General features: G+C 70.6%; 26 protein-coding genes. 13 read left to right on the top strand and 13 right to left on the bottom strand.

Features of this window, described 5'->3' with window-relative positions; all coding sequences use genetic code 11:
* Nucleotides 1-22 precede the first annotated feature (22 nt).
* Both FBZ33_RS13165 and FBZ33_RS13160 read right to left on the bottom strand, forming a co-directional pair.
* Nucleotides 23-973, bottom strand: a complete 951-nt coding sequence (locus FBZ33_RS13165) for an SRPBCC family protein (protein WP_141909270.1) — start codon at nucleotides 971-973, stop codon at nucleotides 23-25.
* 166 nt (nucleotides 974-1,139) lie between these two features.
* Nucleotides 1,140-1,646 carry a DUF6584 family protein gene (locus FBZ33_RS13160; protein ID WP_141909269.1) on the bottom strand — a complete coding sequence of 169 codons (507 nt, stop codon included), beginning with the start codon at nucleotides 1,644-1,646 and terminating at the stop codon, nucleotides 1,140-1,142.
* A 126-nt stretch (nucleotides 1,647-1,772) separates the two neighbouring features.
* Between FBZ33_RS13160 and FBZ33_RS13155 the strand changes: the two genes are divergently transcribed.
* The 4 genes from FBZ33_RS13155 to FBZ33_RS13140 all read left to right on the top strand — a co-directional run bounded on the left by FBZ33_RS13155 (nucleotide 1,773) and on the right by FBZ33_RS13140 (nucleotide 6,026).
* Nucleotides 1,773-2,339 carry a sigma-70 family RNA polymerase sigma factor gene (locus FBZ33_RS13155; protein ID WP_141909268.1) on the top strand — a complete coding sequence of 189 codons (567 nt, stop codon included), beginning with the start codon at nucleotides 1,773-1,775 and terminating at the stop codon, nucleotides 2,337-2,339.
* On the top strand, nucleotides 2,326-3,528 hold the full coding sequence (locus FBZ33_RS13150) for a hypothetical protein (RefSeq protein WP_141909267.1): 1,203 nt from the start codon (nucleotides 2,326-2,328) through the stop codon (nucleotides 3,526-3,528). Before FBZ33_RS13155 ends, FBZ33_RS13150 begins: the two co-directional genes overlap by 14 nt.
* Before the next feature lie 80 nt (nucleotides 3,529-3,608).
* Entirely contained in the window at nucleotides 3,609-3,971 is a 363-nt protein-coding gene (locus tag FBZ33_RS13145) for an SCP2 sterol-binding domain-containing protein (protein ID WP_141909266.1), read from the top strand.
* Between the two features lie 3 nt (nucleotides 3,972-3,974).
* On the top strand, nucleotides 3,975-6,026 hold the full coding sequence (locus FBZ33_RS13140) for a glycogen debranching N-terminal domain-containing protein (protein ID WP_141909265.1): 2,052 nt from the start codon (nucleotides 3,975-3,977) through the stop codon (nucleotides 6,024-6,026).
* Nucleotides 6,027-6,052: 26 nt separating this feature from the next.
* Here FBZ33_RS13140 and FBZ33_RS13135 read toward each other — a convergent pair whose 3' ends face one another.
* Complete coding sequence (locus FBZ33_RS13135; RefSeq protein WP_141909264.1) at nucleotides 6,053-6,991, bottom strand: helix-turn-helix domain-containing protein; 939 nt, start codon at nucleotides 6,989-6,991, stop codon at nucleotides 6,053-6,055.
* Between the two features lie 94 nt (nucleotides 6,992-7,085).
* Between FBZ33_RS13135 and FBZ33_RS13130 the strand changes: the two genes are divergently transcribed.
* Together FBZ33_RS13130 and FBZ33_RS13125 are read left to right on the top strand one after the other, a co-directional pair.
* Nucleotides 7,086-8,132 (top strand): trans-acting enoyl reductase family protein, encoded by a 1,047-nt coding sequence (locus FBZ33_RS13130; protein ID WP_141909263.1) that lies wholly within the window; start codon nucleotides 7,086-7,088, stop codon nucleotides 8,130-8,132.
* 208 nt (nucleotides 8,133-8,340) lie between these two features.
* On the top strand, nucleotides 8,341-9,849 hold the full coding sequence (locus FBZ33_RS13125) for a DUF1996 domain-containing protein (RefSeq protein WP_141909262.1): 1,509 nt from the start codon (nucleotides 8,341-8,343) through the stop codon (nucleotides 9,847-9,849).
* 39 nt (nucleotides 9,850-9,888) lie between these two features.
* Here the strand turns inward: FBZ33_RS13125 and FBZ33_RS13120 are convergent, their stop codons facing one another.
* From FBZ33_RS13120 to FBZ33_RS13110, 3 genes are all read right to left on the bottom strand, one after another.
* A complete protein-coding gene (locus FBZ33_RS13120; protein WP_141909261.1) occupies nucleotides 9,889-10,968 on the bottom strand; it encodes a HEAT repeat domain-containing protein in 1,080 nt (359 codons plus the stop codon).
* A gap of 7 nt (nucleotides 10,969-10,975) precedes the next feature.
* Nucleotides 10,976-11,644 (bottom strand): HEAT repeat domain-containing protein, encoded by a 669-nt coding sequence (locus FBZ33_RS13115; RefSeq protein WP_141909260.1) that lies wholly within the window; start codon nucleotides 11,642-11,644, stop codon nucleotides 10,976-10,978.
* A 171-nt stretch (nucleotides 11,645-11,815) separates the two neighbouring features.
* The gene (locus tag FBZ33_RS13110) at nucleotides 11,816-12,259 is read right to left on the bottom strand and encodes a DUF5990 family protein (protein WP_141909259.1); all 444 of its coding nucleotides are present in this window, start codon (nucleotides 12,257-12,259) and stop codon (nucleotides 11,816-11,818) included.
* A 216-nt stretch (nucleotides 12,260-12,475) separates the two neighbouring features.
* Here FBZ33_RS13110 and rph point away from each other — a divergent pair, with 216 nt between their 5' ends.
* Together rph and bla are read left to right on the top strand one after the other, a co-directional pair.
* Nucleotides 12,476-15,121 carry a rifamycin-inactivating phosphotransferase gene (gene rph / locus FBZ33_RS13105; protein WP_141909258.1) on the top strand — a complete coding sequence of 882 codons (2,646 nt, stop codon included), beginning with the start codon at nucleotides 12,476-12,478 and terminating at the stop codon, nucleotides 15,119-15,121.
* Nucleotides 15,118-16,050: a class A beta-lactamase gene (gene bla, locus FBZ33_RS13100; RefSeq protein ID WP_141909257.1), complete on the top strand. Its 933-nt coding sequence runs from the start codon at nucleotides 15,118-15,120 to the stop codon at nucleotides 16,048-16,050. The genes rph and bla overlap by 4 nt, the downstream gene beginning before the upstream one ends.
* A gap of 19 nt (nucleotides 16,051-16,069) precedes the next feature.
* Here the strand turns inward: bla and FBZ33_RS13095 are convergent, their stop codons facing one another.
* On the bottom strand, nucleotides 16,070-16,426 hold the full coding sequence (locus FBZ33_RS13095) for a DUF4267 domain-containing protein (protein ID WP_255508840.1): 357 nt from the start codon (nucleotides 16,424-16,426) through the stop codon (nucleotides 16,070-16,072).
* A 134-nt stretch (nucleotides 16,427-16,560) separates the two neighbouring features.
* Here FBZ33_RS13095 and FBZ33_RS13090 point away from each other — a divergent pair, with 134 nt between their 5' ends.
* Nucleotides 16,561-17,163, top strand: a complete 603-nt coding sequence (locus tag FBZ33_RS13090) for a TetR/AcrR family transcriptional regulator (protein WP_141909255.1) — start codon at nucleotides 16,561-16,563, stop codon at nucleotides 17,161-17,163.
* Here FBZ33_RS13090 and FBZ33_RS13085 read toward each other — a convergent pair.
* From FBZ33_RS13085 to FBZ33_RS13070, 4 genes are all read right to left on the bottom strand, one after another.
* Nucleotides 17,153-17,836 (bottom strand): bifunctional 2-polyprenyl-6-hydroxyphenol methylase/3-demethylubiquinol 3-O-methyltransferase UbiG, encoded by a 684-nt coding sequence (locus FBZ33_RS13085; RefSeq protein WP_141909254.1) that lies wholly within the window; start codon nucleotides 17,834-17,836, stop codon nucleotides 17,153-17,155. The genes FBZ33_RS13090 and FBZ33_RS13085 overlap by 11 nt on opposite strands.
* A 64-nt stretch (nucleotides 17,837-17,900) precedes the next feature.
* Nucleotides 17,901-18,728 carry an ABC transporter permease gene (locus FBZ33_RS13080; RefSeq protein WP_141909253.1) on the bottom strand — a complete coding sequence of 276 codons (828 nt, stop codon included), beginning with the start codon at nucleotides 18,726-18,728 and terminating at the stop codon, nucleotides 17,901-17,903.
* Nucleotides 18,725-19,720, bottom strand: coding sequence for an ATP-binding cassette domain-containing protein (locus tag FBZ33_RS13075; protein WP_141909252.1), 996 nt, complete (start codon nucleotides 19,718-19,720; stop codon nucleotides 18,725-18,727). Before FBZ33_RS13075 ends, FBZ33_RS13080 begins: the two co-directional genes overlap by 4 nt.
* Nucleotides 19,717-20,019 carry an antibiotic biosynthesis monooxygenase gene (locus FBZ33_RS13070; protein WP_141909251.1) on the bottom strand — a complete coding sequence of 101 codons (303 nt, stop codon included), beginning with the start codon at nucleotides 20,017-20,019 and terminating at the stop codon, nucleotides 19,717-19,719. The genes FBZ33_RS13075 and FBZ33_RS13070 overlap by 4 nt, the downstream gene beginning before the upstream one ends.
* A gap of 60 nt (nucleotides 20,020-20,079) precedes the next feature.
* On the opposite strand from FBZ33_RS13070, the gene FBZ33_RS13065 reads away from it, so the two are divergent.
* On the top strand, nucleotides 20,080-20,709 hold the full coding sequence (locus FBZ33_RS13065; protein WP_141909250.1) for a TetR/AcrR family transcriptional regulator: 630 nt from the start codon (nucleotides 20,080-20,082) through the stop codon (nucleotides 20,707-20,709).
* Nucleotides 20,710-20,837: 128 nt separating this feature from the next.
* Nucleotides 20,838-21,218, top strand: a complete 381-nt coding sequence (locus FBZ33_RS13060) for a hypothetical protein (protein ID WP_141909249.1) — start codon at nucleotides 20,838-20,840, stop codon at nucleotides 21,216-21,218.
* 93 nt (nucleotides 21,219-21,311) lie between these two features.
* Here the strand turns inward: FBZ33_RS13060 and FBZ33_RS13055 are convergent, their stop codons facing one another.
* Nucleotides 21,312-21,743, bottom strand: coding sequence for a helix-turn-helix domain-containing protein (locus tag FBZ33_RS13055; RefSeq protein ID WP_141909248.1), 432 nt, complete (start codon nucleotides 21,741-21,743; stop codon nucleotides 21,312-21,314).
* 116 nt (nucleotides 21,744-21,859) lie between these two features.
* On the opposite strand from FBZ33_RS13055, the gene FBZ33_RS13050 reads away from it, so the two are divergent.
* Both FBZ33_RS13050 and FBZ33_RS13045 read left to right on the top strand, forming a co-directional pair.
* The gene (locus FBZ33_RS13050; protein ID WP_141909247.1) at nucleotides 21,860-22,579 is read left to right on the top strand and encodes a DsbA family protein; all 720 of its coding nucleotides are present in this window, start codon (nucleotides 21,860-21,862) and stop codon (nucleotides 22,577-22,579) included.
* Between the two features lie 79 nt (nucleotides 22,580-22,658).
* A complete protein-coding gene (locus FBZ33_RS13045) occupies nucleotides 22,659-22,847 on the top strand; it encodes a hypothetical protein (protein WP_141909246.1) in 189 nt (62 codons plus the stop codon).
* 28 nt (nucleotides 22,848-22,875) lie between these two features.
* On the opposite strand, the gene FBZ33_RS13040 is transcribed toward FBZ33_RS13045, so the two are convergent.
* Nucleotides 22,876-23,208 (bottom strand): hypothetical protein, encoded by a 333-nt coding sequence (locus FBZ33_RS13040; RefSeq protein ID WP_141909245.1) that lies wholly within the window; start codon nucleotides 23,206-23,208, stop codon nucleotides 22,876-22,878.
* Nucleotides 23,209-23,379: the final 171 nt, after the last annotated feature.

The raw sequence follows: 23,379 nt of genomic DNA, 5'->3' as shown, positions 1-23,379 counted from the left end.
TCCCTTTCGGATGCGTGGACGGTCAACGGCGCGACGACGGCAGCGGCTGGGCGGGACGCTGCATGGCCTGCTGGCGTACGGAGATGCCGTTGGGGCTGCCCTCGGAGCGGACCACCTCGCCGGTCTCCAGCACCTGCTTGAACCGGCGCAGGTCGTCGCGGACCTGCTGCTCGGGCTCCTCGCCGAAGAGCTTCGCCACCACCCGCCCGAGCGCGCCGGCCGGAGGCGCGTACCGCAGCTCGACCCGGACCTCGGTGCCCCGGTCACCGGGTGCGGGCACGAACCGGACGCGTCCGGCGTTGGGCACCCGAGTGCCCGGCAGCGAACGCCAGGTGATCGACTTGTTCGGCTGGTCGTCGATGATCTCGGCGTCCCACTCGACGCGGTGACCGGCCGGGCCACGGGCGATCCAGTGCGAGCGGCGCAGGTCGTCGGCGCGTACGGACTCCAGGTGCGCCATGAACCGGGGAAGGTTCTCCATGTCCCGCCAGAACCGGTACGCCTCGGCGGGTGAACGGTTGACGGTCACGGCGATCTCCATCCGGATCACCCGGGCCCGGGCCCGTTGGGCCCGCCCGATCCGCACGGCGGAGAGCACGTCGACGGCGGTGATGCCGGCGATCGCGAGGGTGCTCAGCGCGACCCGGCGGCGTCGTTCACCGCTGCGGTCCGCGAGTGCCCTTCCGAGCAGGGTCAGGTCCATGGCGTCGCCGGCCACCCGGCTCCAGGCCCAGCCGGCGGGGCGACGGCCGCTGAGCAGACCGGCGGCGCTGCCCAACTCCCGGAGGCCCACGGCCGGGAGCACGGCCCGCGCGGACGGGGAGTCGTCCACCCCGGTCAGTCGCGCGACGGGTCCGGGCGCGACCAGGGCGCCCACGCCCAGCGCCAGGCTCAGCAGGCCCAGGGCGCTCGGCAGCGTCGCCGGCACCGGCCCGTCCAGCTCGGGCAGGAGCACACTGTCGATCCGGGTCATGCCTGGTCCCTTCCGGTGGACGTGACCGCCGGTCCGCCGGCGGAACGGCGGTGGTCCCGCCCCCCGTGACGCTATGCCGTAGGCGTGACGTGCGCGCCCGGTTCGGGGTAGAACGCCCGATGCGGGCAGCGCGGGCGGACGCTCCTGCCACGACTGCTCCGCTTGCCTACCACGCCCAGCGGAGCACGGTGATCAGGCCGACGACGGTGAGCGCCACCAGGACCAGACCGGTCAGCCCTGCGACCAGGCAGCCCAGCGCGTCCCACCGTGAGCTGTGCTCCTCCGGCCGGGGGCCGGCCTCGGTCCAGGTGACCGGGGCGGGGCCTTCCCGCTCGGCCTGCTCGACCAGCCGGCCGAGCCGCGCACCCGCCACCGGCCCGAGCCGATCGGTGGGGTCGGCGGTCACCGTCAGCAGGCGCACGCGTTGCCAGGCACTCGGGTAGGACCGCTCGAACGCGGCGATCTCCTGCGCGCTGGCGTCCTCGGTGAGGAACCCCCACCGCCCAGCCTCGGCCACGTTGCCCACCTGCCGGTAGAGGGCGGCACGGCGGGCGCGCAGCTCCAGGTCGTCGGGGTGCGCGGCGTTCAGGCTCGCCAGGCGCTGCATCGCGGGGTGGACGTGCCCCCGCCGCAGATCGGCCTCGACCTTCGCCAGAACGTGCTCTCTCGCCATGGCCGACATTCTGAGCGGTACGCGTGCCGCACCGACAGCCGAATATCGCCGGGCCACATATTCTGGCCGGCCACCGGAACCTTCTTCCCGGCCCGTTGGTGGGAGTGGTGGAGAAGGGGGGTGACGGTGTCCGACGGTGATCTGATCTCCGAGCTGTACGCCGGCTGTTTCCGACGCCTGGTGGTCCAGCTGTACGCGGTGACCGGCGACCTGACCGAGGCGCAGGAAGCGGTCCAGGAGGCGTTCACCCGGGCGCTGGTGTCCCCACGGCGCTTCGCCGCGCTGGAGAACCCGGAGGCGTGGTTGCGCCGGGTCGCGGTGAACTGGGCCCGCAGCCGGTACCGCCGCCGCCGGGTGCTCGACGGGCTGCTGCGCCGCATCGGCCCGCCGCCGGCTGTCGCCGACCACTCCCCGGAGCACCTTGCCCTGCTCGCCGCCCTGCGGGTGCTGCCGGAGGGGCAGCGGCACGCCCTGGCTCTGCACTACCTCGTCGACCTGCCGGTGGACGAGGTCGCGGCCACGCTGGGCGTCTCGTCCGGCACGGTGAAGTCCCGGCTGTCGCGGGGCCGGGTCGCCCTGGCGGCGCTGCTCGCCGACACCGACACCTCCGCCGCCCCCAGAACTGGCACTGGAACTGGCACCAAGTGCGCCACCGACGCTACGGAAACCGGGAGGATCGATGTCCGGTCGTGAGTTCTCCGGGTTCGACGTGAACACCCTCGTCGAGGCCGTGTCGCCACCGCCCCTCGACGCGCTGCGGTCCACCGCCCGGTCCCGCCGACACCGGTCGGTCGCGATGGTGGCGGCCGCACTGGTCGCACTGGCCGGGCTGGCGGTCGTACCGATCGTGGCCGAGCCGGACCGGGCCGCGCCGGTCGACACTGCGACAACGTCCGGTGCGCAGTTCAGCCAGTTCACGCTGACCGGACCCAACTCCGGCGTCGACGTGCGGAAGGACGGCTGCGTCGTGCGCTTCGCCTACACCGGCGACGGCGGGCGCAGCTGGTCGGACTGGGACGCGGCGCGCTTCGAGGGCGCCAGATGTGCGGCCGGGACCGCCGCCGGAACGCCGGGCAGTGGCACGGACTTCTTCGTGCTCGGTGAGCGGTCCTACCTGGTCACCGACTCCGGGCTGGCCCAGCTCTCCACCGACTACGGCCGCACCTGGCGGGACGCGGATGCCGCGATCGTCGCCGTACCCGCGTTCCCGGCGGCGGCCCGACCGGTCCTCTGCGGGTTCGGCTGTAGGCCGCTGCTGGAGCCGCTGGCGGTGGACCCGTCGAGTGGAACGGTGTACCGGCTCACCGCCACGGCACCCTCGTGGCGCGGGCTGTTCAGCCTCTACCCGGCCGCGGACGGCAGCATCTGGGCCACGTACCAGATGGGGAGCGCCGATGGGTCGACCGTCGCCCGCAGCGCCGACCGGGGCGCGACCTGGACCTCGTGGGAGGTGGGCGACGACGGGAACGTGATCACGGCGGCCGGGCTCGACAACCGGGAAGGGTACGTGCTGACCCAGTCGTCGGATGGCGCGGTGCGGCTGCTGCGCACCACGGACGGCGCGAAGACCTGGACGGACACCGGCGCCGACCTGCAAGATCAGATGCCCTACGACCTCATTGTGGGATCGGACCGGTCCCTGCTGGCGATCACTCCCGGCGGGGGCACCGACTCCGACCGCCGCGGGCGGCTGCTGGTCAGCCGGGACGACGGGCGGCACTTCACTGTCGCCCGGGAGTACGGCCGGCTCGTCGGTGCGGTCAGTGTCGCGCCCGGCTACGCCTGGCTCTTCGGGCGCGACGACGGGTCGACGGGCGAGCCGGACCATCTGATCGTCACCACGGACGCGACCACCTGGACCCGCTTCACGCTGAAACCCTGAAAACCGCCCGCCGCCCGGAGTTAACAGTGACCCGTACCGGGTAGCCGGCATCCGCTGCTACCGGCGGTCGGGGAGGTGGGATGACGGCGACGAGCGCCTTCTTCGAGCGGTTGACCGTTGCCGGCCGTGACCCGCGGTTCAGCAAGGTCTGTGGGAGCGTGCGGTTCGACATCCGGGACGGAGGCCACCTGGAGCAGTGGCTCCTGGACATCGATCATGGCCGGATGCGGGTGACCAGGAGCGGTGGCCCCGCCACCACCGTGATCCAGGTGTCCGCGCAGGTCGCGGAGGCGATGGCACGCGGTGAGGTGAACGGCCTGGCGGCGATCACCCGCGGCGACATCCTGGTCGACGGTGACCTCGGCCTGGCACTGCGGCTCGGGCGGCTCTTCCCGCGCGAGGCGGGGCCGCTTCAGCGCGACGACCGCGACAGCGGCAGGTGACCGATGAGGGACATCGCGGGCACTGTGGCGTGCATCGACGGGAACACCTTCATGGTGTCCGACTCCAGTGGCGATGTGGAGTCGTCCCCGGCCACGCCGGTCGGGTTGTTCGCCGCCGACACCCGCTTCCTGTCCCGCTGGATGCTCTTCGTCAACGGCGAGTGCATGACCGCGCTTTCGGTGGACGACAGCCAGTACTACGAGGTCACGTTCTTCGTGGTGCCGGGCGCGGCGGTCGACTACGTGCAGGCCGACCTGTCGGCCATCCGGCGCCGGCGCATCGGCCCGGACCTGACCGAATCGCTGACGATCTTCAACTACGGCGACCAGGACACCGACCTCGACGTGCGGCTGGAGGTGGCAGCCGACTTCGCCGACATCTTCGAGATCAAGTTCGACGTCGGTGAGAAGGCCGGCACGCACTACACCCACGTGGGCCCGAACGAGTTGCGCCTGGGCTACCGGCGCGGCACCTACCAACGTGAGGTGGTCGTGTCGGCGAGTGAGCCGGCCGAGTTCGACCCGGACGGCATCCGCTTCCGGGTCAGGCTGCGCCCTGGCGAGCAATGGTCGACGCAGTTGCAGGCTGACATGAGGGCGCTGCGTCCGGACGGCGTCGACCTGCGCTCGGCCCTGCGGGCTCAGCGGCCGGACGCCTCCACACTGCCCACCAGCCTGCGGGCCTGGGTCGAGGCGGCCCCGACGCTGGACACCGACAGCGTCGCCCTCAAGCAGGTGTACCACCGCAGCCTGGTGGACCTGGCGGCGCTGCGCTTCGCACCGCTCTCGCTCAGCGGCGCCGCCGTACCCGCAGCCGGGTTGCCCTGGTTCATGACCCTGTTCGGCCGCGACAGCCTGCTGACCTGCCTGCAGACCCTGGCCGTCACCCCCTCGTTGACCCCACCGACACTGCGGATCCTCGGGTCGCTGCAGGGCGTCCGAACCGACGACGTGTTGGAGGAGGACCCCGGCCGGATCCTGCACGAGCTGCGCTACGGGGAGTCGGCCGCGTTCGAGGAGCAGCCGCACTCCCCCTACTACGGCACGGTGGACGCCTCACCGCTGTTCGTCGTGCTGCTCGACGAGTACGAGCGGTGGAGCGGCGACACGGCGCTGGTGACCGAGTTGGAGCAGGAGGCGCGAGCGGCCCTGGCGTGGATCGACCAGTACGCGGACCTGACCTCCACCGGCTACATCTGGTACCAGCGACGCAACCGCGCCACCGGCCTGGACAACCAGTGCTGGAAGGACTCCTGGGACAGCATCTCCTACGCCGACGGGCGGCTGCCGGGCTTCCCGAGGGCCACCTGCGAAACTCAGGGGTACGCCTACGACGCCAAAATCCGGGGAGCGCGGCTGGCCCGTACCGTCTGGAATGACCCGGACTTCGCCGACCAGTTGGAGCGCGAGGCGGCGGCGCTGTACGACCGCTTCAACCGGGACTTCTGGTTGGAGGACCGCGGCTACTACGCCCTCGCGCTCGACCACGACGGCACTCCGGTCGACAGCCTGTCGTCCAACATCGGGCACCTGTTGTGGAGCGGGATCGTGCCGCCGGAGCGGGCACCGCGGGTCGTCGAACACCTGATGGGTCCGAGACTCTTCTCGGGTTGGGGTGTGCGCACCTTCGCCGAGGGGCAGGGCCGTTACAACCCGCTCGGCTATCACAACGGCACGGTCTGGCCGTTCGACAACTCGTTCATCGCCTGGGGTCTGCGCCGGTACGGGTTCACCTCCGAGGCGGGCCGCATCGCCGAGAGCATCCTCTCCGCCGCCACCTACTTCGAGGGTCGGCTGCCCGAGGCGTTCGGCGGGTTCGACCGCGACACCACCCGATACCCGGTCCGGTACCCGACCGCCGGCAGCCCGCAGGCGTGGTCCAGCGGGGCGTGCATGCTGCTCATCCGCACCATGCTCGGCCTCGATCCGCACGAGGACCACCTGGCCGTGGCCCCCGCGCTACCGGGTGCCTTCGGGCGGATCGCGCTCCTGGACATCCCCGGCCGCTGGGGCAAGGCCGACGCCTTCGCCCGTCATCGCCCCGACCAGCCCTGAGGTGATGATCAGGGCAGGCGGCGCCCTCAGACGCTGCGGAAGGTGCGCCGGTATGCGTCCGGCGGCACGCCGAGGGTGCGGTGGAAGTGCCGCCGCAGTGTCGTGGCGGTGCCCAGGCCGGCCGCCTCGGCGATGACGTCGATGCTGTCGTCGGTGTTCTCCAGCAGCTCCTGGGCGCGGCGGATCCGCTGCGTCGACAGCCACAGCAGCGGGGTGGTGCCGGTGACCGCCCGGAAGTGCCGAGCCAGGTTGCGCGAGCTCATGTTCGCCTGCCGGGCCAGGTCCTCGACGGTCAGCGGTCGGTCCAGCCGTTGCAGGACCCAGGGGAACAGGGCGGCGAGTGGGTGGTCGTCGCGGGCGGGCACCGGGGTGGTGACGTACTGGGCCTGGCCGCCGGCGCGGTGCGGAGGAACGACCAGGCGGCGGGCGACGGCGTTGGCGACCGTCGAGCCGTGATCGCGGCGGATCAGGTGCAGGCACAGGTCGATCGCGGCGGCCTTGCCGGCGGAGGCGAGCACGGTGCCGTTGTCGACGTAGAGCACGTCCGGGTCGACCCGGACCCGGGGGTAGCGGGCGGCCAGCGCCTCGGTGTGGGCCCAGTGCGTGGTGGCGCGCAGCCCGTCGAGCACCCCGGCGGCGGCCAGCACGAACGCGCCGGTGCACAGCGAGACCATCCGGGCACCGGCGCGGTGGGCCGCGCGGACCGCGTCGAGCAGGTCGGGCGACACGTCCACGTCGACGTCCTCCACCGCTGGGATGATCACGGTGTCGGCGCGGGCGAGTCGGTCCAGCCCGTCGTCGGGCTCCATCTGGAACCGTCCGACCCGGACCGGGCCGGGACCGCAGACCACCACCTCGTACCACGGGTCCGCCTGGCCGGTGGGGTCGCGGGCGAAGACCTCGCAGGCCATGCCCACCTCGAAGTGCAGCATCCCGTCGGTGGCGGCGATCGCGACAGAGGTCATGTCCGAAACTGTACGGGTAATGGCGTTCCCGACACTGGTCGGTCATCGGCCGCTGCTGGAGGCTGTACCCAGTCGATCTTCTCAGGGGGCAGCAATGGGTCAGCGTGTGGCGGTATTCGGGGCGTACGGGCACACCGGACGGTTCGTGGTGACGGAGTTGCGCGAACGCGGGTTCGTGCCGCTGCTGCTCGGCCGCGACGCGAGCAGACTGGCGGCGTCGGGGCTCGCCTACCGGGTGGCGTCGGTCGACGATCCGGCCTCGCTCGACCAGGCACTGATCGGCGCGGACGCGGTCATCAACTGCGCCGGCCCATTCGCCTCGACCGCCGCGCCGGTGATCGAGGCCGCGCTGCGCGCCGGGATCCCGTACGTGGACGTGGCGGCCGAGATCGAGGCCAACGTCGACACGTTCGCGCACTTCAGCGAGCCCGCCCGGGCGGCCGGCGTCGCGGTCGTCCCGGCGATGGCGTTCTTCGGCGGGCTCGGCGACCTGCTGGTCACCACGGCGATGGGCGACTGGACGTCGGCCGACGAGGCGCACGTCGCGTACGGACTGAGCAGCTGGCACCCGACGGCCGGGACGGTCGCCGCCGGCGCCGTCTCCCGCGAGCGCCGCGACGGTCGCCGGGTCCGCTACACCGGCGGCCGGTTGGAGTACCACGTCGACGAGCACGACCTGCCGAGCCTGGCGTGGGACTTTCCCCCGCCGCTGGGCCGGCGCCGGGTGCTCGGTGAATTCACCATGGCCGACGTCGTCACCGTCCCGAGCCACCTGGCCATCCCCGAGGTCCGTACCTACATGGCCGCCGACGCCGCCACCGACCTGGCCGCCGCGCAGGCACCGGTGCCGACCGACGAGTCGGGCCGCTCCGCGCAGACGTTCACCGTCGACGTCGTGGTGCGGCGCGGCGACACGCGACGGCGTGTCGTCGCCACCGGCCGGGACATCTACGCGGTCAGCGCACCCCTGGCCGTCGAGGCGGTCCGCCGCATCCTCGCCGGTCAGACGAGGACGAGCGGTGTCGCCTCCGCCGGCGAGATCTTCGACGCGCCCGACTTCCTCCGCACGCTGTCGCCGTCAGTTTCCGTCGACCGGCACCCCGACGAAAATCGGCCCGAACTCGTTACCCAGAATGCGTAATAATCCAATAGCCCGGCGCGCCGGAGACTTAAAAGAAACTTAAGACCACACGCGTGAAAAATTGTTATCCCGAGCGCCGGAGCCGGCCACCAGCGCCTTCGCGGAGCGGCCTCCTTAATTCTTTCCCCGCGAGTTGATGCAGGCTCCTGACGTGCACATACTTCTTCCGACCAGAGCGTTATCGCCGACTCGAAGGACAACACTGGTAATGCGGACTCCCCCCGCGCACGTCGCACCCCCGGATCGGGCGCTAAAACGTCGTCGCCTCACTCGCATCACGCTCGCCTCCGCGGTCGTCGCCGCGCTCGGCGCGAGTGGCATCTACATCGCCGGCGCGCAGGCCGAAGAGGTCGACGTGCCCGGCCGGGTCCAGGCGGAGGCCTTCGCGGCGCACTCCGGCGCGCAGACCGAGGGCACCGGCGACACCGGCGGCGGCCGGAACGTCGGCTGGTTGGCCAGCGGCGACTGGCTGCGGTACGACAATGTGTCGATCACCGGCGTCGACCTGGCGGCCCGGGTTTCCTCGCACAACGCCACCGGCGGCACCGTCGAGCTGCACCTCGGCGCGCAGGACGGCCAGCTGCTGGCCAGCTTCCCGATCGCGCAGACCGGCGGGTGGCAGCAGTGGAAGACCGTCACGGCGAAGGCGTCCGGTGTGCCGACCGGCGCGCAGACCCTCTTCGCCGTCATGAAGAGCACGTCGCCGTCGGACTTCGTGAACCTGAACTGGTTCACGTTCGGTCCCCCGGCGGGCACGTCGCCGAGCGCGTCGGCCAGCGCCTCGCCGACGCCCACCGCCTCGTCCGCGCCGAGTGCCACCCCGTCGGCGTCACCCTCCTCGTCGGTGCCGCCGACCGCTCCGGCCGGCCGGTGGGTGCCGGTCGACCAGGCCAAGTGGAACAAGGAGCTGGCCGCGTTCAACGCGCTCAAGCCCAAGGCGGTGCCGCCGGGCACCACCCGGGTGCCGGAGTTCCACACCGACTGCGGTGTCGCGAACTCCGCCTCGGACGACCCGATCGTCCTGCCCGGCCTGTCGGGCGCCTCGCACATGCACACCTTCTTCGGCCCAAAGGTCGACGCCTTCACCACGACGGACAAGCTGTTCGCCGCGGCGAACACCTGCAACGCCCCGGGAGACAAGAGCGCCTACTGGACCCCGGAGCTGCGCAAGGACGGCAAGCCGGTCCCGATCAAGAGCATGCGCATTTACTACGGCTCACGGGTCAAGGACCCCTCGACCGTCAAGCCCTTCCCCCCGGGCCTGGTGGTGGTCGAGGGTGACGCCAAGCGGCAGGTGGACACGCCCAAGAACGCTGGCAGCAACCAGTTCTGGTGCGCGGGCAGCGCCGAGATCGGTCGCAGCGCCGACGGCAACTGGCCGAGGTGCGCCCCCGGGGGCAATCTGATCTTCCAGCTCGTGTTCAAGGACTGCTGGGACGGCAGGAACATCGACTCGCCCGACCACAAGTCGCACATGGGCGACCCGGTGAACGGGGTCTGCACCGGCAAGTACCCGGTGGCGGTGCCAGACCTGTCCTTCATGGTCAACTACGAGTCGCTGGGCGGTGACGGTCTCAGCCTCTCCTCCGGCAAGCCGTCCTCCATGCACGGCGACTTCATGAACGCCTGGGAGCCGGAGCGCCTCGCCGACCTGGTGAAGTCCTGCCTCAACCAGAACGCCAAGTGCGGCATCGACACGACGTTCGCCGGCGGCTGACCAGCGCGTCCACCCGTTGTCGACGGACGGCCCTCTCGCTCAGGCGAGGGGGCCGTCCGGCATCGTGCCCGGCCCAGGCCCGTGGCGACGCCTTCCGGTCCCGTCGCGGAGCTTCCCGGCCTCCTCGCGGAGCGTCAGGATGGATGTCGCCGTCAGCGCGACGGCACGGTCGTCGTCCTGCGACAGGCCCATCAGCGCGCGTGCGGCGGTGCTACCCGGGATGTCCGCCAGCGCCTCGGTCAGCCGCCGACGCGCGGACGGGGTCAGGGTCCCCCGGGCGAGGCGGTCGACGAGGCTGGTCGCGATCCGGTCCGCCTCCGCGGGATCGGCCGCCAGCACGCCCAACACGTCGGCCGCTTCGGCGTCCTTCGTCTCCTCGACGACCATGTCGATCAGCGCCGGGACCGCGTCCGCCGCCCCCCGTGCACCGAGCGCCAGCGCCGCGACCCTGCGGACCACGACGTCGGGGCTCGCGAGGGCGTCGCGCAGCACGTCGGTCGCCGCGTCGTGCGGGATCTCGGCGATGGTCCGGACGGCACGCTCACGTACGTCGGCCTGCGGTGAGCGGAGGCCGTCCACGAGCAGCGCCAGGCCCCCGTCCCCCGACTGTGCCAGCGCCCATCGCAGGGCTCCGGCGACGTTCGGGTCGGACTCGTTGAGCGCCGCCTCGACGAGTGCCTCCACGGGCACCTGAGCCCCGTCGACCGAGGACAGGGCCGCGCGCTGACGCCTGCCCGCGCTCGGCGAGCCCAGTGCCTGTAGGAGCGCGACGACCTGGAGGACGTCCTCCCAGCCGGCGGGTTCGGCGGCACCGATCCGACGCAGTCGGGTGAGCAGGTCCAGCTCATCCGCGATCCGCTGTCGCGTCCGCTGGATCAGGTTGTCGACGAGGTCGGAGGGTGCGAAGCCGGGATCGTCGAGTGCCCGCCGGACGTCACGCAACGACAGACCCAGGGACCGCAGGCTCTCGACCTGGAAGATCAGCCGGATGTCCTCGTCGGAGTACTCCCGATAGCCTGCGCCACTCCGACCGGTCGGCCGGACCAGGCCGAGCGAGTCGTAGTGCCGGAGCATGCGGGCGCTGACCCCGGACCGGCGCGCCACGTCACCGATCAACACCTGCGCATCATCCCTTCTCACCGATCGCGCCGAGGGCCACCACGCGCTTCGCCTCCTCGATCGCGAACTCGACACCGGCATCCGGGTCCCGCGCCAGCCGTTCCGTCGCGATCGCGTGCGCGCGTACGTGCGGGTCGAGATCCGTCATCGCGGCGCGCAGGATCGGCATGGTCACCGCACCGAGCGCGACCAGCGCCCGGCTGAGACTCAACCGCGTGTCCCGCCTGCCGCGCCCGAGCTGTGTCGCCAACACGCCGGCCAACTCGGGCTCCTCACCCGGCGGCACGAGGACGACCGCCGCTCGCCAGGCGCTTCGCGCCACCTCGTCGTCCGGGTCGGTCAGCAGCGCCCGCGTCAGCGCCGGCCAGGCCCGCCGATCGCCGATCTTGGACAACGTGTGCAACGCCTGGCTCCGGGCCTGCGTACGCTCCGAGCGGAGTTGGTCGGTGAGCTTCGGTACGGTCAGTGCGGTTGGGTGGCGGATCAGTGCCCAGGTGAGCATCTCGCGTACGGAGAACTCGGGCTCGATGGCGCACCGCTCGACGAGGGTGTCGACGAACAGTGGGTCCGGGGCCGTGCCGACCGCCAGCGCCGCGCGCAGCCGCACCGACGGGTCGGCGTTCTCCAGCGCCTGGAGCGCCCGCATGGTGTTCGTGTCCTTTTCGGGCCTGGTCATCGGGACCACCTCCCGGACCCCACTGAAGACCTTGCCACTGTGTCAAGGTCAAGGCGGCCGACGGGCGCCCTGCGGGTCACCCGGAGTGCGGCGCTGGCTGGTCGGCGGACGACACCGACCCGCGCCGTCGGTCGCGCCACGGCAGACGGGTACGGCGGCAGTAGGACAGGGTCACTCCACCATCCAGGCGACACCGGGAGGTCGGACGCGCGCGGACAGTGGTCCGCCCGCGGCATCGGTCAACCCGACCTGGCCGACGAGTGTCACGTTGCCCTCGTGTGCGGCGCGCAGCAGCTCGGTCGGGATGTCGGTGAACATCAGCTTCGCTCGCCGGAACATCGCGAAGCCGTCCTCGGTCACCGCTCCCCAGCTCAGATACAGGAACCGCGCTCCCGGCCGCCCGTGCACCCAGGGGCCGCCGACGTCGAGCATCCCGTCGATCTCGCGGCTGGACACCTCGAAACACCAGGTTGCCGTCGCCGCGTCGGCCGCCACCAACTCGACCACCTCGGCCTTGCGCTGGACCCCGACGTGCACGTTGCCCAGCCGCAGTGCGTCGGCCTCCGCACCGGCGCGCCGCCCCGGGAGGTCGCTGCCGTCGATCCGGATCCGCATGCTGGCGACTCTAGGCCGGACGGGGGTGTGCGGCGGCCAGGCGGGTCACCGCACCGCCCTGGGCGACAAAAAGCAAAGGCAAGGAGATAACTCTCCCTGCCACTTCTAACGTATATCGCACCTGGGGGCTTGCGGCAAGACCCCGGTCCTGGCGCAGAATCTGCGGCCGGACCAGCATCAGGACGTAACGGGGGGCATGACGTGGGTGTGTTGTCGATGGACGGGGACCGCAGTGACCTCGCACCGGTGTTGGATCTTCGGGAGGTTGACGAGACGCAGGTCGGGGTCGTCGGTGGCAAGGCCGCGCACCTGGGCGGGCTGTCGCGGATCGACGGCGTCCGCGTGCCGGCCGGGTTCTGCGTGACGACGGCCGCCTTCCGGCGGGTCATGGCGGAGGCGCCGTCGATCGACGACCGGCTCGACCAGCTGTCGCGCCTGGGCCCGGACGACCGGGAGGCGATCGGCACGCTCAGCGCGGAGATCCGCCGGAGCATCGAGGAGACCGCGATTCCGGCCGACCTGGCGGCCACGATCACCAGCGCGCTCGCCCGGTTCGGCGACGAGGCCGCCTACGCTGTGCGGTCCAGCGCGACGGCAGAGGACACTCCCACGGCTTCCTTCGCGGGCCAGCAGGACACCTACCTGAACGTGATGGGGCCGGAGGCGGTCCTGCGGCACGTCAGCCGATGCTGGGCGTCGCTGTTCACCGAGCGGGCTGTCATCTACCGCCTGCGCAACGGCATCGACCACCGCGCGGTCCACATGGCTGTCGTCGTACAGCAGATGGTTTTTCCGGATGCGGCCGGAATCCTGTTCACGGCCGACCCGGTCTCGGGCAACCGGAAGGTCGCGACCGTGGACGCCAGCTTCGGGCTCGGCGAGGCCCTGGTGTCCGGCCTGGTGAACCCGGACGTCTTCACGGTGCGCGACGGAGAGGTCGTCACCGGGGCGGTTGCCGCCAAACACCGTGCCGTCGCTGCTCTGCCGGGCGGCGGTACGCGGGAAGTGGCGATCGACAGGCAGCGGCAGGAGCAGCCGGCACTGACCGAGGAGCAGGTCGTGCGGCTGGTGCGTCTCGGGCGCCGGATCGAGGCGCATTTCGGCCGTCCACAGGACATCGAATGGTGCCTGGTCGACGACGACTTCCAGATCGTGCAGAGCCGGCCGATCACCACGTTGTTCCCCATTCCCGCGGCCGCTGACCAGGAGAACCACGTCTACCTGTCGGTCGGTCACCAGCAGATGATGACCGACGCGATGAGGCCGCTGGGGCTCTCGATGTGGCAGTTGACGGCCATGGCCCCGATGCTGGAGGCCGGCGGGAGGTTGTTCGTCGACGCCACCCGGGTGCTTGCCTCACCCGCGAGCCGCGCCGGCTTCCTGGAGATGGCGGGCAAGTCAGATCCGCTGATGCGCGACGCGTTGGAAACGCTGCTCGATCGCCCGGACTTCATTCCGACGGTCCCGGACGACGGTGGTCCCGGCAGGCCGACGACCGGCGGCGCGTCCGCACCGATCGAGACCGACCCGGCCATCGTGACCGAGCTGATCGGGCGCAGCGAGGCGTCCATCGCCGCGTTGCGGCGCGACATCGCGACGGTGACCGGTACGGCGCTGTTCGACTTCCTGCTGGAGGCGTTCCAGGAGCACAAGCGGATCCTGGGTGAGCCGCTGAACATGCAGGCGATCATGGCTGGCATGGAGGCCACCTGGTGGCTCAACGACCGGCTGTACGAGTGGCTGGGCGAGAAGAACGCCGCGGACATCCTCACCCTGTCCGCCCCCGGCAACATCACGTCGGAGATGGGCCTGGCCCTGCTCGACGTCGCCGACGTGATCCGTCCGCATCCGGAGGTGGTGGCGTTCCTGCGGGGCGTCGAGGACGACGGCTTCCTCGACGAGCTGCCGAAACTCGCGGGCGGGGCCGAGGCGCGCGACGCCATCGAGGCGTACCTCGACCGGTACGGCATGCGCTGCGTCGGCGAGATCGACATCACCAGGCCGCGGTGGAGCGAACGCCCCAGCACGCTCGTGCCCGTGATCCTCGACAACGTCCGGCTGTTCGAGCCGGGCGCCGCCAGGCGGCGCTTCGAGCAGGGGCAACGGCAGGCGCGGCAGAAGGCGCAGGAGGTGTTGACGCGCCTGCGGGCGCTGCCGGACGGGCAGCAGAAGGCCGACGAGACCGAGCGGATGATCGACCGGGTACGGACCTTCATCGGTTATCGGGAGTACCCGAAGTACGGCATCGTCAGCCGCTACTTCGTCTACAAGCAGGCCCTGCTGGGCGAGGCCGAGCGCCTCGTGCGGGCCGGTGTGCTCACCGAGACCGAAGACGTCTTCCACCTCACGTTCCAGGAGTTCCACGAGGTCGTGCGCTCGCACCAGGTGGACGACGAGCTGATCCGGCAGCGCAGGGACGCGTTCCGGTCGTACCAGGCGCTCACGCCTCCCCGGGTGCTGACCTCGGACGGCGAGGTCATCACCGGTGCCTATCGACGCGACGACGTGCCGGCCGGCGCCCTGATCGGTGTGCCGGTGTCCGCCGGGACGGTCGAAGGACGCGCCCGCGTCATCCTCGACATGGCACAGGCTGATCTCGAAGCGGGTGACATCCTCGTCACGACACACACGGACCCCAGCTGGACGCCGCTGTTCGTCGGCATCGCCGGCCTGGTGACGGAGGTCGGCGGGTTGATGACGCACGGCGCGGTGATCGCACGGGAGTATGGTCTGCCGGCTGTCGTGAGCGTGCTCGACGCCACCCGGCTGATCCGCGACGGGCAGCGGATCCGGGTGCACGGCAGCGACGGGTACGTCGAGATTCTGCCCGGGTCGGCGGCGCAGGAGGAGGAACGACGATGACGATGTCTGTCCGACGTCTGGCGGCCGTCGTGGCGACGGCGTCGACGGTGGTGTCGCTGGCGGGGTGCGGCACCGGCGACGCACCCGAGGCGCGCACGACGCCGAGCCCCGAGGTGACGGCCAGCCCCGAGGTGACGGCCTCCCCGTCGCCGGCCGCCGAGCAGGAGTTCCAGCGGCTGGAGAAGACGTTCCAGGCGCGACTGGGGATCTACGCCGTCGACACGGGCACCGGCCGCACTGTGGAACACCGACCCGACGAGCGGTTCGCGTACGCCTCGACGTGGAAGGCGTTGGCCGCCGCCGAGGTGCTGGACGGCACCACCGACCCCGAGCTGGACCGGGTGGTGCGCTATTCGGCGCAGGACCTGGTGTCGCACGCACCGATCACCGAGAAGCACGTCGCCGAGGGCATGAGCCTGCGTGCTCTCGCCGACGCCGCCGTGCGCTACAGCGACAACACGGCCGGCAACCTGCTGCTGCGTCACCTCGGTGGCCCGCAGGGGTTCGAGAAGAAGCTGCGCGGGATCGGCGACACGGTCACCGACCCGGCCCGCTATGAGACCGCCCTCAACGAGGCGACGCCGGGCGACCGGCGGGACACCAGCACGGCGCGGGCTCTGGCGGGCGACCTCCGGGCGTACACAGTGGGGGATGCCCTGACGCCCGCGGACCGCGACGTGCTGCTCGGCTGGCTGAAGGGCAACACCACCGGCGCGGCGCTGGTCCGCGCCGGGGTGCCCGCCGGCTGGGTGGTCGGGGACAAGACCGGGACCGGAGGGTACGGCACCCGCAACGACATCGCGGTGATCTGGCCGCCCGATCGTGCCCCGATCGTCGTCGCCGTGCTGTCCAGCCGCGACAAGTTGGACGCCACCCCCGACGACGCGCTCATCGCCCAGGCCACCACTGTGGTCGTCGCCCAGTTGTGACCGCTCGGCCGGCTCGCGCTCAGCCGACGAGCAGGAGCACGCTGATCGCCAGCATCACCAGGGCGGTGCTCGCGTGGACGCCGTACGCGATCGCCTTTGGGCCCTTGCTGCGCAGCACGATCAGCGCGTCGCCGGTGGGTATGAGGGTGGCGGCCAGCATGAACCAACCCAACAGGTCCGACGTCGCTCCGATGATCAGGACGAAGATGAAGAGCCCCGACGCGATGTCGCGCACGCCCTTGACGGTCAGCCAGGCCTGAAACGCCCGGTCGTCGGTCGGCGTGCCGGGGATGCCGAAGCCGGTTGCGGCCTGCGGCGCCCAGAAGACGCGCGCGCCGATGACGATGATGCCTACGCCGATCAGTGCGGCGAGCACGGTGGCGACGGTGGTGAGCATGGGTTGTCTCCCCTGTTGACGGCAGCGCCCGCAGCGATTGTTGCCGGCGCTAGTTGTGCTAGCAACGCTAGATCTAGCTTCGACAGGAAGTCAAGCGTTGCTAGGATGCAGTCATGTCCGGCATCAACGAGCGCCGCGAACGCGAACGCGCCCACCGTCACCAACTGATCGTCACGGCCGCGCGCGAACTCGCGGAGACCGAGGGCTGGGAGGCGGTGACGACGCGACGCCTGGCCGAACGCGTCGAATACAGCCAGCCGGTGCTCTACAGCCACTTCAACGGCAAGGAAGCGATCGTGAGCGCCGTCGCCATCGACGGCTTCGGCGAACTCGCCGCCCACCTGCGCCGCGCGCGACTGGCCGCCCCTGAGCCGGGGCAGGCCCTGCGTGCCGTCTGCCGCGCCTACCTGGATTTCGCCACCGAACGACCCGCCCTCTACCAGGCCATGTTCGTCCTGCCCACCGACCTGAGGTTCGCCAGCCCCGAGACACCGGCTCCCCTGCGGGCGGGCTTCGACGAGTTCGTCAGGTGCTTCGACCCGGACGACGAGCGCCGCGAACTGATCGCCGAGGTCACCTGGAGCGCGTTGCACGGCATGGCCGTCCTGTCGGAGACCGGCCGCATCCCCCCAGAGGGCCAGGACGTGCGGCTCGACTTCCTCGTCACCCAGTTCACTGCGCCGAATGCGGGCGGCGCGGCGACCGTCACGGCTTGACTCCGATGTAACGGATGCCGGTGGCTTGGATCTCGCCGCGGTGTGCGGCTGCCCGCTCGTGGGTTACCGAACTGGGGTACAAGTCGGGGAAGAGATAGGGGGCCTCGGTGAGCAGCCGGGTGTGAAACCGGGCCTGGAGCGCTTGGACGATGGCGTGGCCGTTGTGCAGGCCCTCGCGTTCGGCCCAGTCATCGAGGTAGGTATGCCAGGGTTGCCCAGACGCGAGCCACAGCTCCCGGTGGTGGTGCAGCCAGCCGTGCTCGCCGTTGTCGGGCAACCGGTCGAAGCTCCATCGTGCGGTTGCCTCGTCGAACTTCTCGTACGACCACTCGATGATGATGAGCACGCCGCCCGGCGCGAGGGCCGCCGCGGCTCGGTCGAGTGCCCGGTCGAGGTCACTGACGTGGTGCAGCGAGGCACAGGCCACGATCGCGTCGGCCGGGCGGGTCCCCTCGTGGTTTTCGAACTCCGTCTGATGGAAGCCAGGCTCGGGCGGTGCGGCTGGATCCACGCCCACGGCGTCATAGCCGTGCTCCCGCATGGCCGGGACGAAGCCGCCGGTCGGGCCGCATCCGATCTCCACCACATGGGATGGTGCCGGTGGCAGGTGAGCTTGCACGAAGGGCCAGAGGGTGCTCAGCCAGCGCTGCTCAGCGGCTGTCGTGTCGATCATCTTGCCTCCTTCGAGTCGGCGGCCGAGGGGTGCGGCCAGCACCCCTCGGTGCCGTGATGTGTCGTCAGCTGCTGCGGAGCAGGCGCACCGACAGCGGCGCGAAGACCGCCGTCAGCACCGTGCAGGCGATCAGGATCCAGGCGAGCTGGGGGCCGGGTGTGCCGCCGGCCATCAGCTCTCGGGCGGCGGTCACCAGGTGGGTGACCGGGTTGACATCGACAAAGGCTTGCAGCCATCCAGGCAGCGTGGCCGGGTCGACGAAGATGTTACTGAACAGCGACAGCGGGTACAGCAGCGCCTGGGTCACGCCGAGCGCGGCGCCGGGTGACTTCATGAGCAGCGCCAGCGTTGTCCACACCCAGGACAGGCTGACGCTGAAGGTGACGACAAGCAGCACCGCGGCCACCACACCGAGGACGTTGCCGTGTGGGCGGAACCCCAGTGCGAGACCGAGCCCAACGACCACCGCCGAGGCGAGCGCGTACCGTACGGTGTCGCTGAGCATTGCCCCGATGAGTGGTGCGGCGGGTCGGATCGACAGCGTGCGGTACCGGTCGAACGCGCCGCTGGCGAGGTCGATACTGAGCGCGGCGCCGGTGGTGCCGGTGGTCACCAGCAGTGTCATCACGAGGATCCCCGGGACCAGGTAGCCGACGTACGCGCCGGTCGATCCGCCGACCGCGCCGCCGAACAGGTACGTGAACATCAGGGTGAACACGACCGGGTGGACGGCGATGTCGAAGATCTGGACGGGGGTGCGCCTGATCTTCAGCAGAGCGCGTCGGGTGAACGCCAGGCTGGCGGTCAGGGTGCTGGGCCGGGACGGTCGCGGGCGGGTGGCGAGCACCGCCCCGGACCGTCGGGCGCCGGTGACACTGTCGACCGTGGTCATGCGGTCTTCTCCTTCCGGGCAGCGTCCACAGTGACCGGACGGCCGGTCAGGGCGAGGAACACCTCGTCCAGACTGGGCTGTCCGAGGGTGAATTCGGTGACCTCGACCCGGGCTCGCGACAGCTCGGCCAGCGCGTGCACCGCTGCCGCGGCGGCGGCCGGCCCGCTTTCCGGCACCTGTGCGGTCACGGCGGCTGGATCGGAGCCGAGCGCCACAGGCCCGTGCAACGCCTGGGTCAGCAACCGTTCGGCGGCGGCCCAGTCGTCAGGTTCGGCCAGACGGACGTGCAGGGTGCCACCTCCGACCGATGCCTTGAGTTGGCTGCTGGTGCCCTGGGCGATGAGGGTGCCGTGGTCGATGACGGCGATGCGGTCGGCGAGTTGGTCCGCCTCGTCGAGGTACTGGGTGGTCAACAGGACCGTGGCGCCCTCGGCGACGAGGACCCGGATCACGTTCCACACGTCGTTGCGGCTGCGCGGGTCCAGCCCGGTGGTGGGCTCGTCCAAGAACAGCAGGTCGGGGGTCACGATGAGCCCGGCGGCGATGTCCAACCGGCGCCGAATGCCGCCGGAGTACGTCTCGACCAGACGGTCGGCCACCTCGGTCAGAGAGAAGGCGTTCAGCAGCTCCTCGGCCCGGGCTGCCGTACCAGCACGGGAGTGGCCGTGCAGCCGACCGAGGAGGACGAGGTTTTCCCGTGCGGTGAGCCCATGGTCGAGCGAGGCGTACTGGCCGGTCAGGCTGATCCGGTCACGTACCGCAGCGGCGTGGCTGACCACGTCGTGGCCGAACACCCGCGCGCTACCCGCGTCGGGGCGCAACAGCGTGGCCAGCATGCGGATCGTGGTCGTCTTGCCGGCGCCGTTGGGACCGAGAAACCCGTACACCGAGCCCGCGGGGATGCTCAGGTCGATACCGTCCACGGCTCGGGTCGCGCCGAACGTCTTTACCAGGCCCGTAGCTTCGACGGCCAGGTCGCTGGAGTTCGTCATCGGGTCCAGCCGTCCTCGTCGACCAGCTCGCCCTGCTCCGCGCTGACATCACGGGCGACGGCGAACGCCGCGGCGGCCTCGGGCAGGCTCGGCGCTCCGGTGAGGGCCGCTTGCAGGGCCTCGGGCGAGTCCCACCGCCACATGTCCACCCAGGTCCGCTCGTCGACGCGGATCAGTCGGGTCTCGGTCGGACCGGCGAATGCCGCCCGGATCGCTTCGATGAGCTTCGTGCGCCGCTCCAGCACCGCGTCGGCGTCAGCGGGGTCGGCCGTGAATCGTGTCGTCCGGATGAGAGCCATCTCCGCACCTCTTCTTTAGAGTCGTTCTCTAGAGCTTAACTCTAGTGTTAAGGTACAGGTATGCAACGGGTCAAGAGCACCGGCAAGAAAGGCGAGAAGTCCCGGCAGACCCGGCGACGGATCCTCCAGGCCGCCTACGAACTGTTCGTCGCTCAGGGCTACGGAGCCACGACGCTGCAAGGCATCGCCGAGCGCGGCGACGTCGCCGTACAGACCATCTACTTCGCCTTCGGCAACAAGCCCTCGCTGCTCAAGGAGCTGGTTGACGTCACCATCGCCGGCGACGACGAGCCGATCTCCACGATGCAGCGGACCTGGTTCCTCGACGCCCTCGCGACCGACACTGCCGAGGCGCATTTGCGGGCACACGTGCGAGGCACCTGCGAGGTGCTCCAGCGGGTCGCGCCGATCATGGACGTACTAAGCGCCGCCGGCGCGCAGGATCCGAGTCTGGCCAGCATGTGGCCGCAGGACGCCGATCCGCGACTCGAAGTCCAGACCGTCGCGGCGCGCAGCCTCGTGGCCAAGCCCGGCGCCAAGGCCGACCTGTCCGTCGAGCACGCTGCCGACCTGCTCTTCGGCCTACTGAGCCCGCAGTTGTACCTGCTGTTCGTCCGCGAACGAGCCTGGACCCAAGATCGCTGGGAACAGTGGGTCTACGACACGCTCCACGCGCAGCTCTGCGCCTAGGACGAGCTTTCGGCTACCGCGAACTCAAGACCGGCCGAACCGCGTCCTGCCACCAACCCGTGCTCTGACGTACAGGCGGGCGCGCGAGCGAGGCCCGGTGATCTGCCCGCCGGTGGCATCATCGTTCGATGAACGTTCGTCGCCTGGCGGCCGTCGACATGCACGGCACCCGAGGCACCGCCCGCCGACAGCGCATCATCCTGACCGAGTTCCTGGTCGGCGTGGTTGCCATGGTGGCGCTGGGCATCTGGTTGCTGGCGTCGTCGAGCAGCCTCGGCAGCCGGGCGATCGGCCTGTGGTTGACCGGCGCGGGGCTCAACTACGCGCCGCTGTCCATCCACGCGATCGCACTGACGAGGCCCGGCGCCCTCGACGCCGAACTGACCGGCGTCGACATCGACCGGGACCTGCGCCGCTACACCGTTCTTCAACTGTGGGTCTTCGTGCCGCTCGCACTGGTCGTCTTCGCCGTACGCGACGCGCTCACCCGGCGTCGGGCGGCTCAATGAGGCCCCGAGCCCGGTCGATCATGGAGATGTGGTGGTCCGCAAAAGCCACAATTCATCCCCGGACGGGCGCCACAACTCCATGATCGACCAGCGTCAGTCCGTGTTGCCGTTGTCGTACGTCGTCTGGTGGCGGCGGATCTCGGCATGATGGTCGGCCGACCAGGCGGCCAGGGCCAGGACGGTGGAGAGCAGTGACCTGCCCAGCTCGGTGAGGGCGTACTCGACGCGGGGCGGAACCTCGGGGTACGAGGTCCGGGTGACGAGGCCGGTGCGCTGGAGGTGCTTCAAGGTCAGCGTCAGCATGCGCTGCGAGATGCCGGGGATCGCGTCACCCAGATCCGAGTAGCGGACCGGCCCGTCGGCGAGCGTGCCGATGATCAGCACACTCCATTTGTCGCCGACGAGGTCCAGGACCTCGCGAATGAAGTCGGCATCCTCGTCGTTCCAGTGCGCACAGGGCCCCGGAGCCGCCCGGACGTTAGCCCGGACGTTGGTGCGCCTGCGCCGAAGATCCCCTGCGCTCATCCCCTGCCACCTCTCCGTCAGCCCCTTGCCACGAACATGAATGTACCTTTTGTGGCCTTCCAATTCTCATGCATGATGGCGTTACGAACAAGAAGTGAGAATAGAGGAGGAGTGCCATGAAGATCGAGTTCTGGTCGGACATCGTCTGCCCGTACTGCGGGCTGATGGACCACCGGCTCCACCAGGCCCTGGACCGGTTCCCGTACGGCGATCAGGTGCAGGTGGTCCACCGGTCCTTCCAGCTCCACCCCGACCTGCCCCGCGAGGGCGTCAGTCAACGAGAGTTGATCACGATGGCCGGGGCCCCCGCGACGACCGTCGACCGGGTCCTGCGGCCCATCGAACGGGCCGCCGAGGCAGAGGGCCTGACTCCCTACCACGCGGTGGATCGCACGCTCGGGCCGACTGACCTGGCCCACGAACTGCTCGCGTACGCGACCGACCAGAGCCGCGGCGCCGAGATCTGGACGGCGATGTTCCGCGCGCACTTCGGGCAGGCCCGCAAGCTGTGGACCGCCGAGGAGGTCCTCGACTTCGCCGCCGAGGTGGGCCTGGACCGCGCCGACGCCGCTGAGGCCCTGCGCAGCCGCCGCTACCAGGCCCGGGTGGCGACCGACCAGCGCGAGGCAGAACGCCTCGGGGCGCGAGGCGCGCCCTTCCTCGTGTTCGACGGCCGCTTCGCCGTTCCCGGAGCGATCGGCATCGACGACCTGCTCGCGGTCATCGCCAAGGCGTGGGCCGAGAGCCATCCCACGCCGCAACCACTGCCGACCCTTGCCGGCACCGGTGACGTGTGCACCCCGGACGGCTGTGCCGTACCCGACCGCACCAGCTGAGCCGCCCGCGCCCGTCGATCATGGACTTGTGGTGGGCGACAAGAGCCGCGACCCGTCTGCAAACGGGCACCATAACTCCATGATCGACCCGGACATGACCGAGGAGGAGGCGGTCGCCGCAGGGATGCCGGAGCGGGCCGGCCTCTCCCACGAACAGATGAACGGTCGGGCAGCCGGCCCGCCCGGAGTACGCGCGAGCCCTCGGCATTCCCTCTCGACTTTCGCCGAATGGACGCGCGACGCTCAACGCGATTCGTCGCAGCGATGAGTGGCTGACGCCCACAGCGGGCCAACGCCTAGCGAGCGGCCTTGTCACTGAGGGACCGCGGGTACCGGAAGGCGCTCAGCAGTGCGGTGATGACACCAGCCGCCAGCAGGACCCTCACCACGTTGTACACCACCGTGTCGCCCGTGGAGTGCGGCGGGAAGACGTCCTTGACGAGCCAGCCCACGCCCAACCCCAGCCCGATGCAGGCGTACATGGCGGCCCGCAGGCGTGGAAGGTGCTGCGGGCGGCCGAAGATCCGGGGCACAGTCGTGCCGCCACGGCTTTTGACGAGCAGAACGGCGGCCATGGCTAGGTTGGCGGCGGCGCATACGACGGCCAAGGCCACGTCCACGGAGTCCATGGGGCCAGACGGTAACGCAGGGATGCTCGCGGCAGGGACCCACAGCCTCGGCAGCGGCCAGGTCTGGCAACCAACGCTGTGGCTCGTCGACTCCTGGCCTAATCTATGAGCATCGATCGTTGTCGCCCCCTGGCTGCACGACCGGATCCGACCTGACCGGGGCCAACCCCC

The sequence above is a fragment of the Micromonospora sp. A202 genome (assembly GCF_006715105.1).
GTDB classification, from domain to species: Bacteria; Actinomycetota; Actinomycetes; order Mycobacteriales; family Micromonosporaceae; genus Micromonospora; species Micromonospora zamorensis.
Note: the sequence above shows the minus strand (reverse complement) of the source record. Positions and strands in the feature narration are given on the sequence as shown.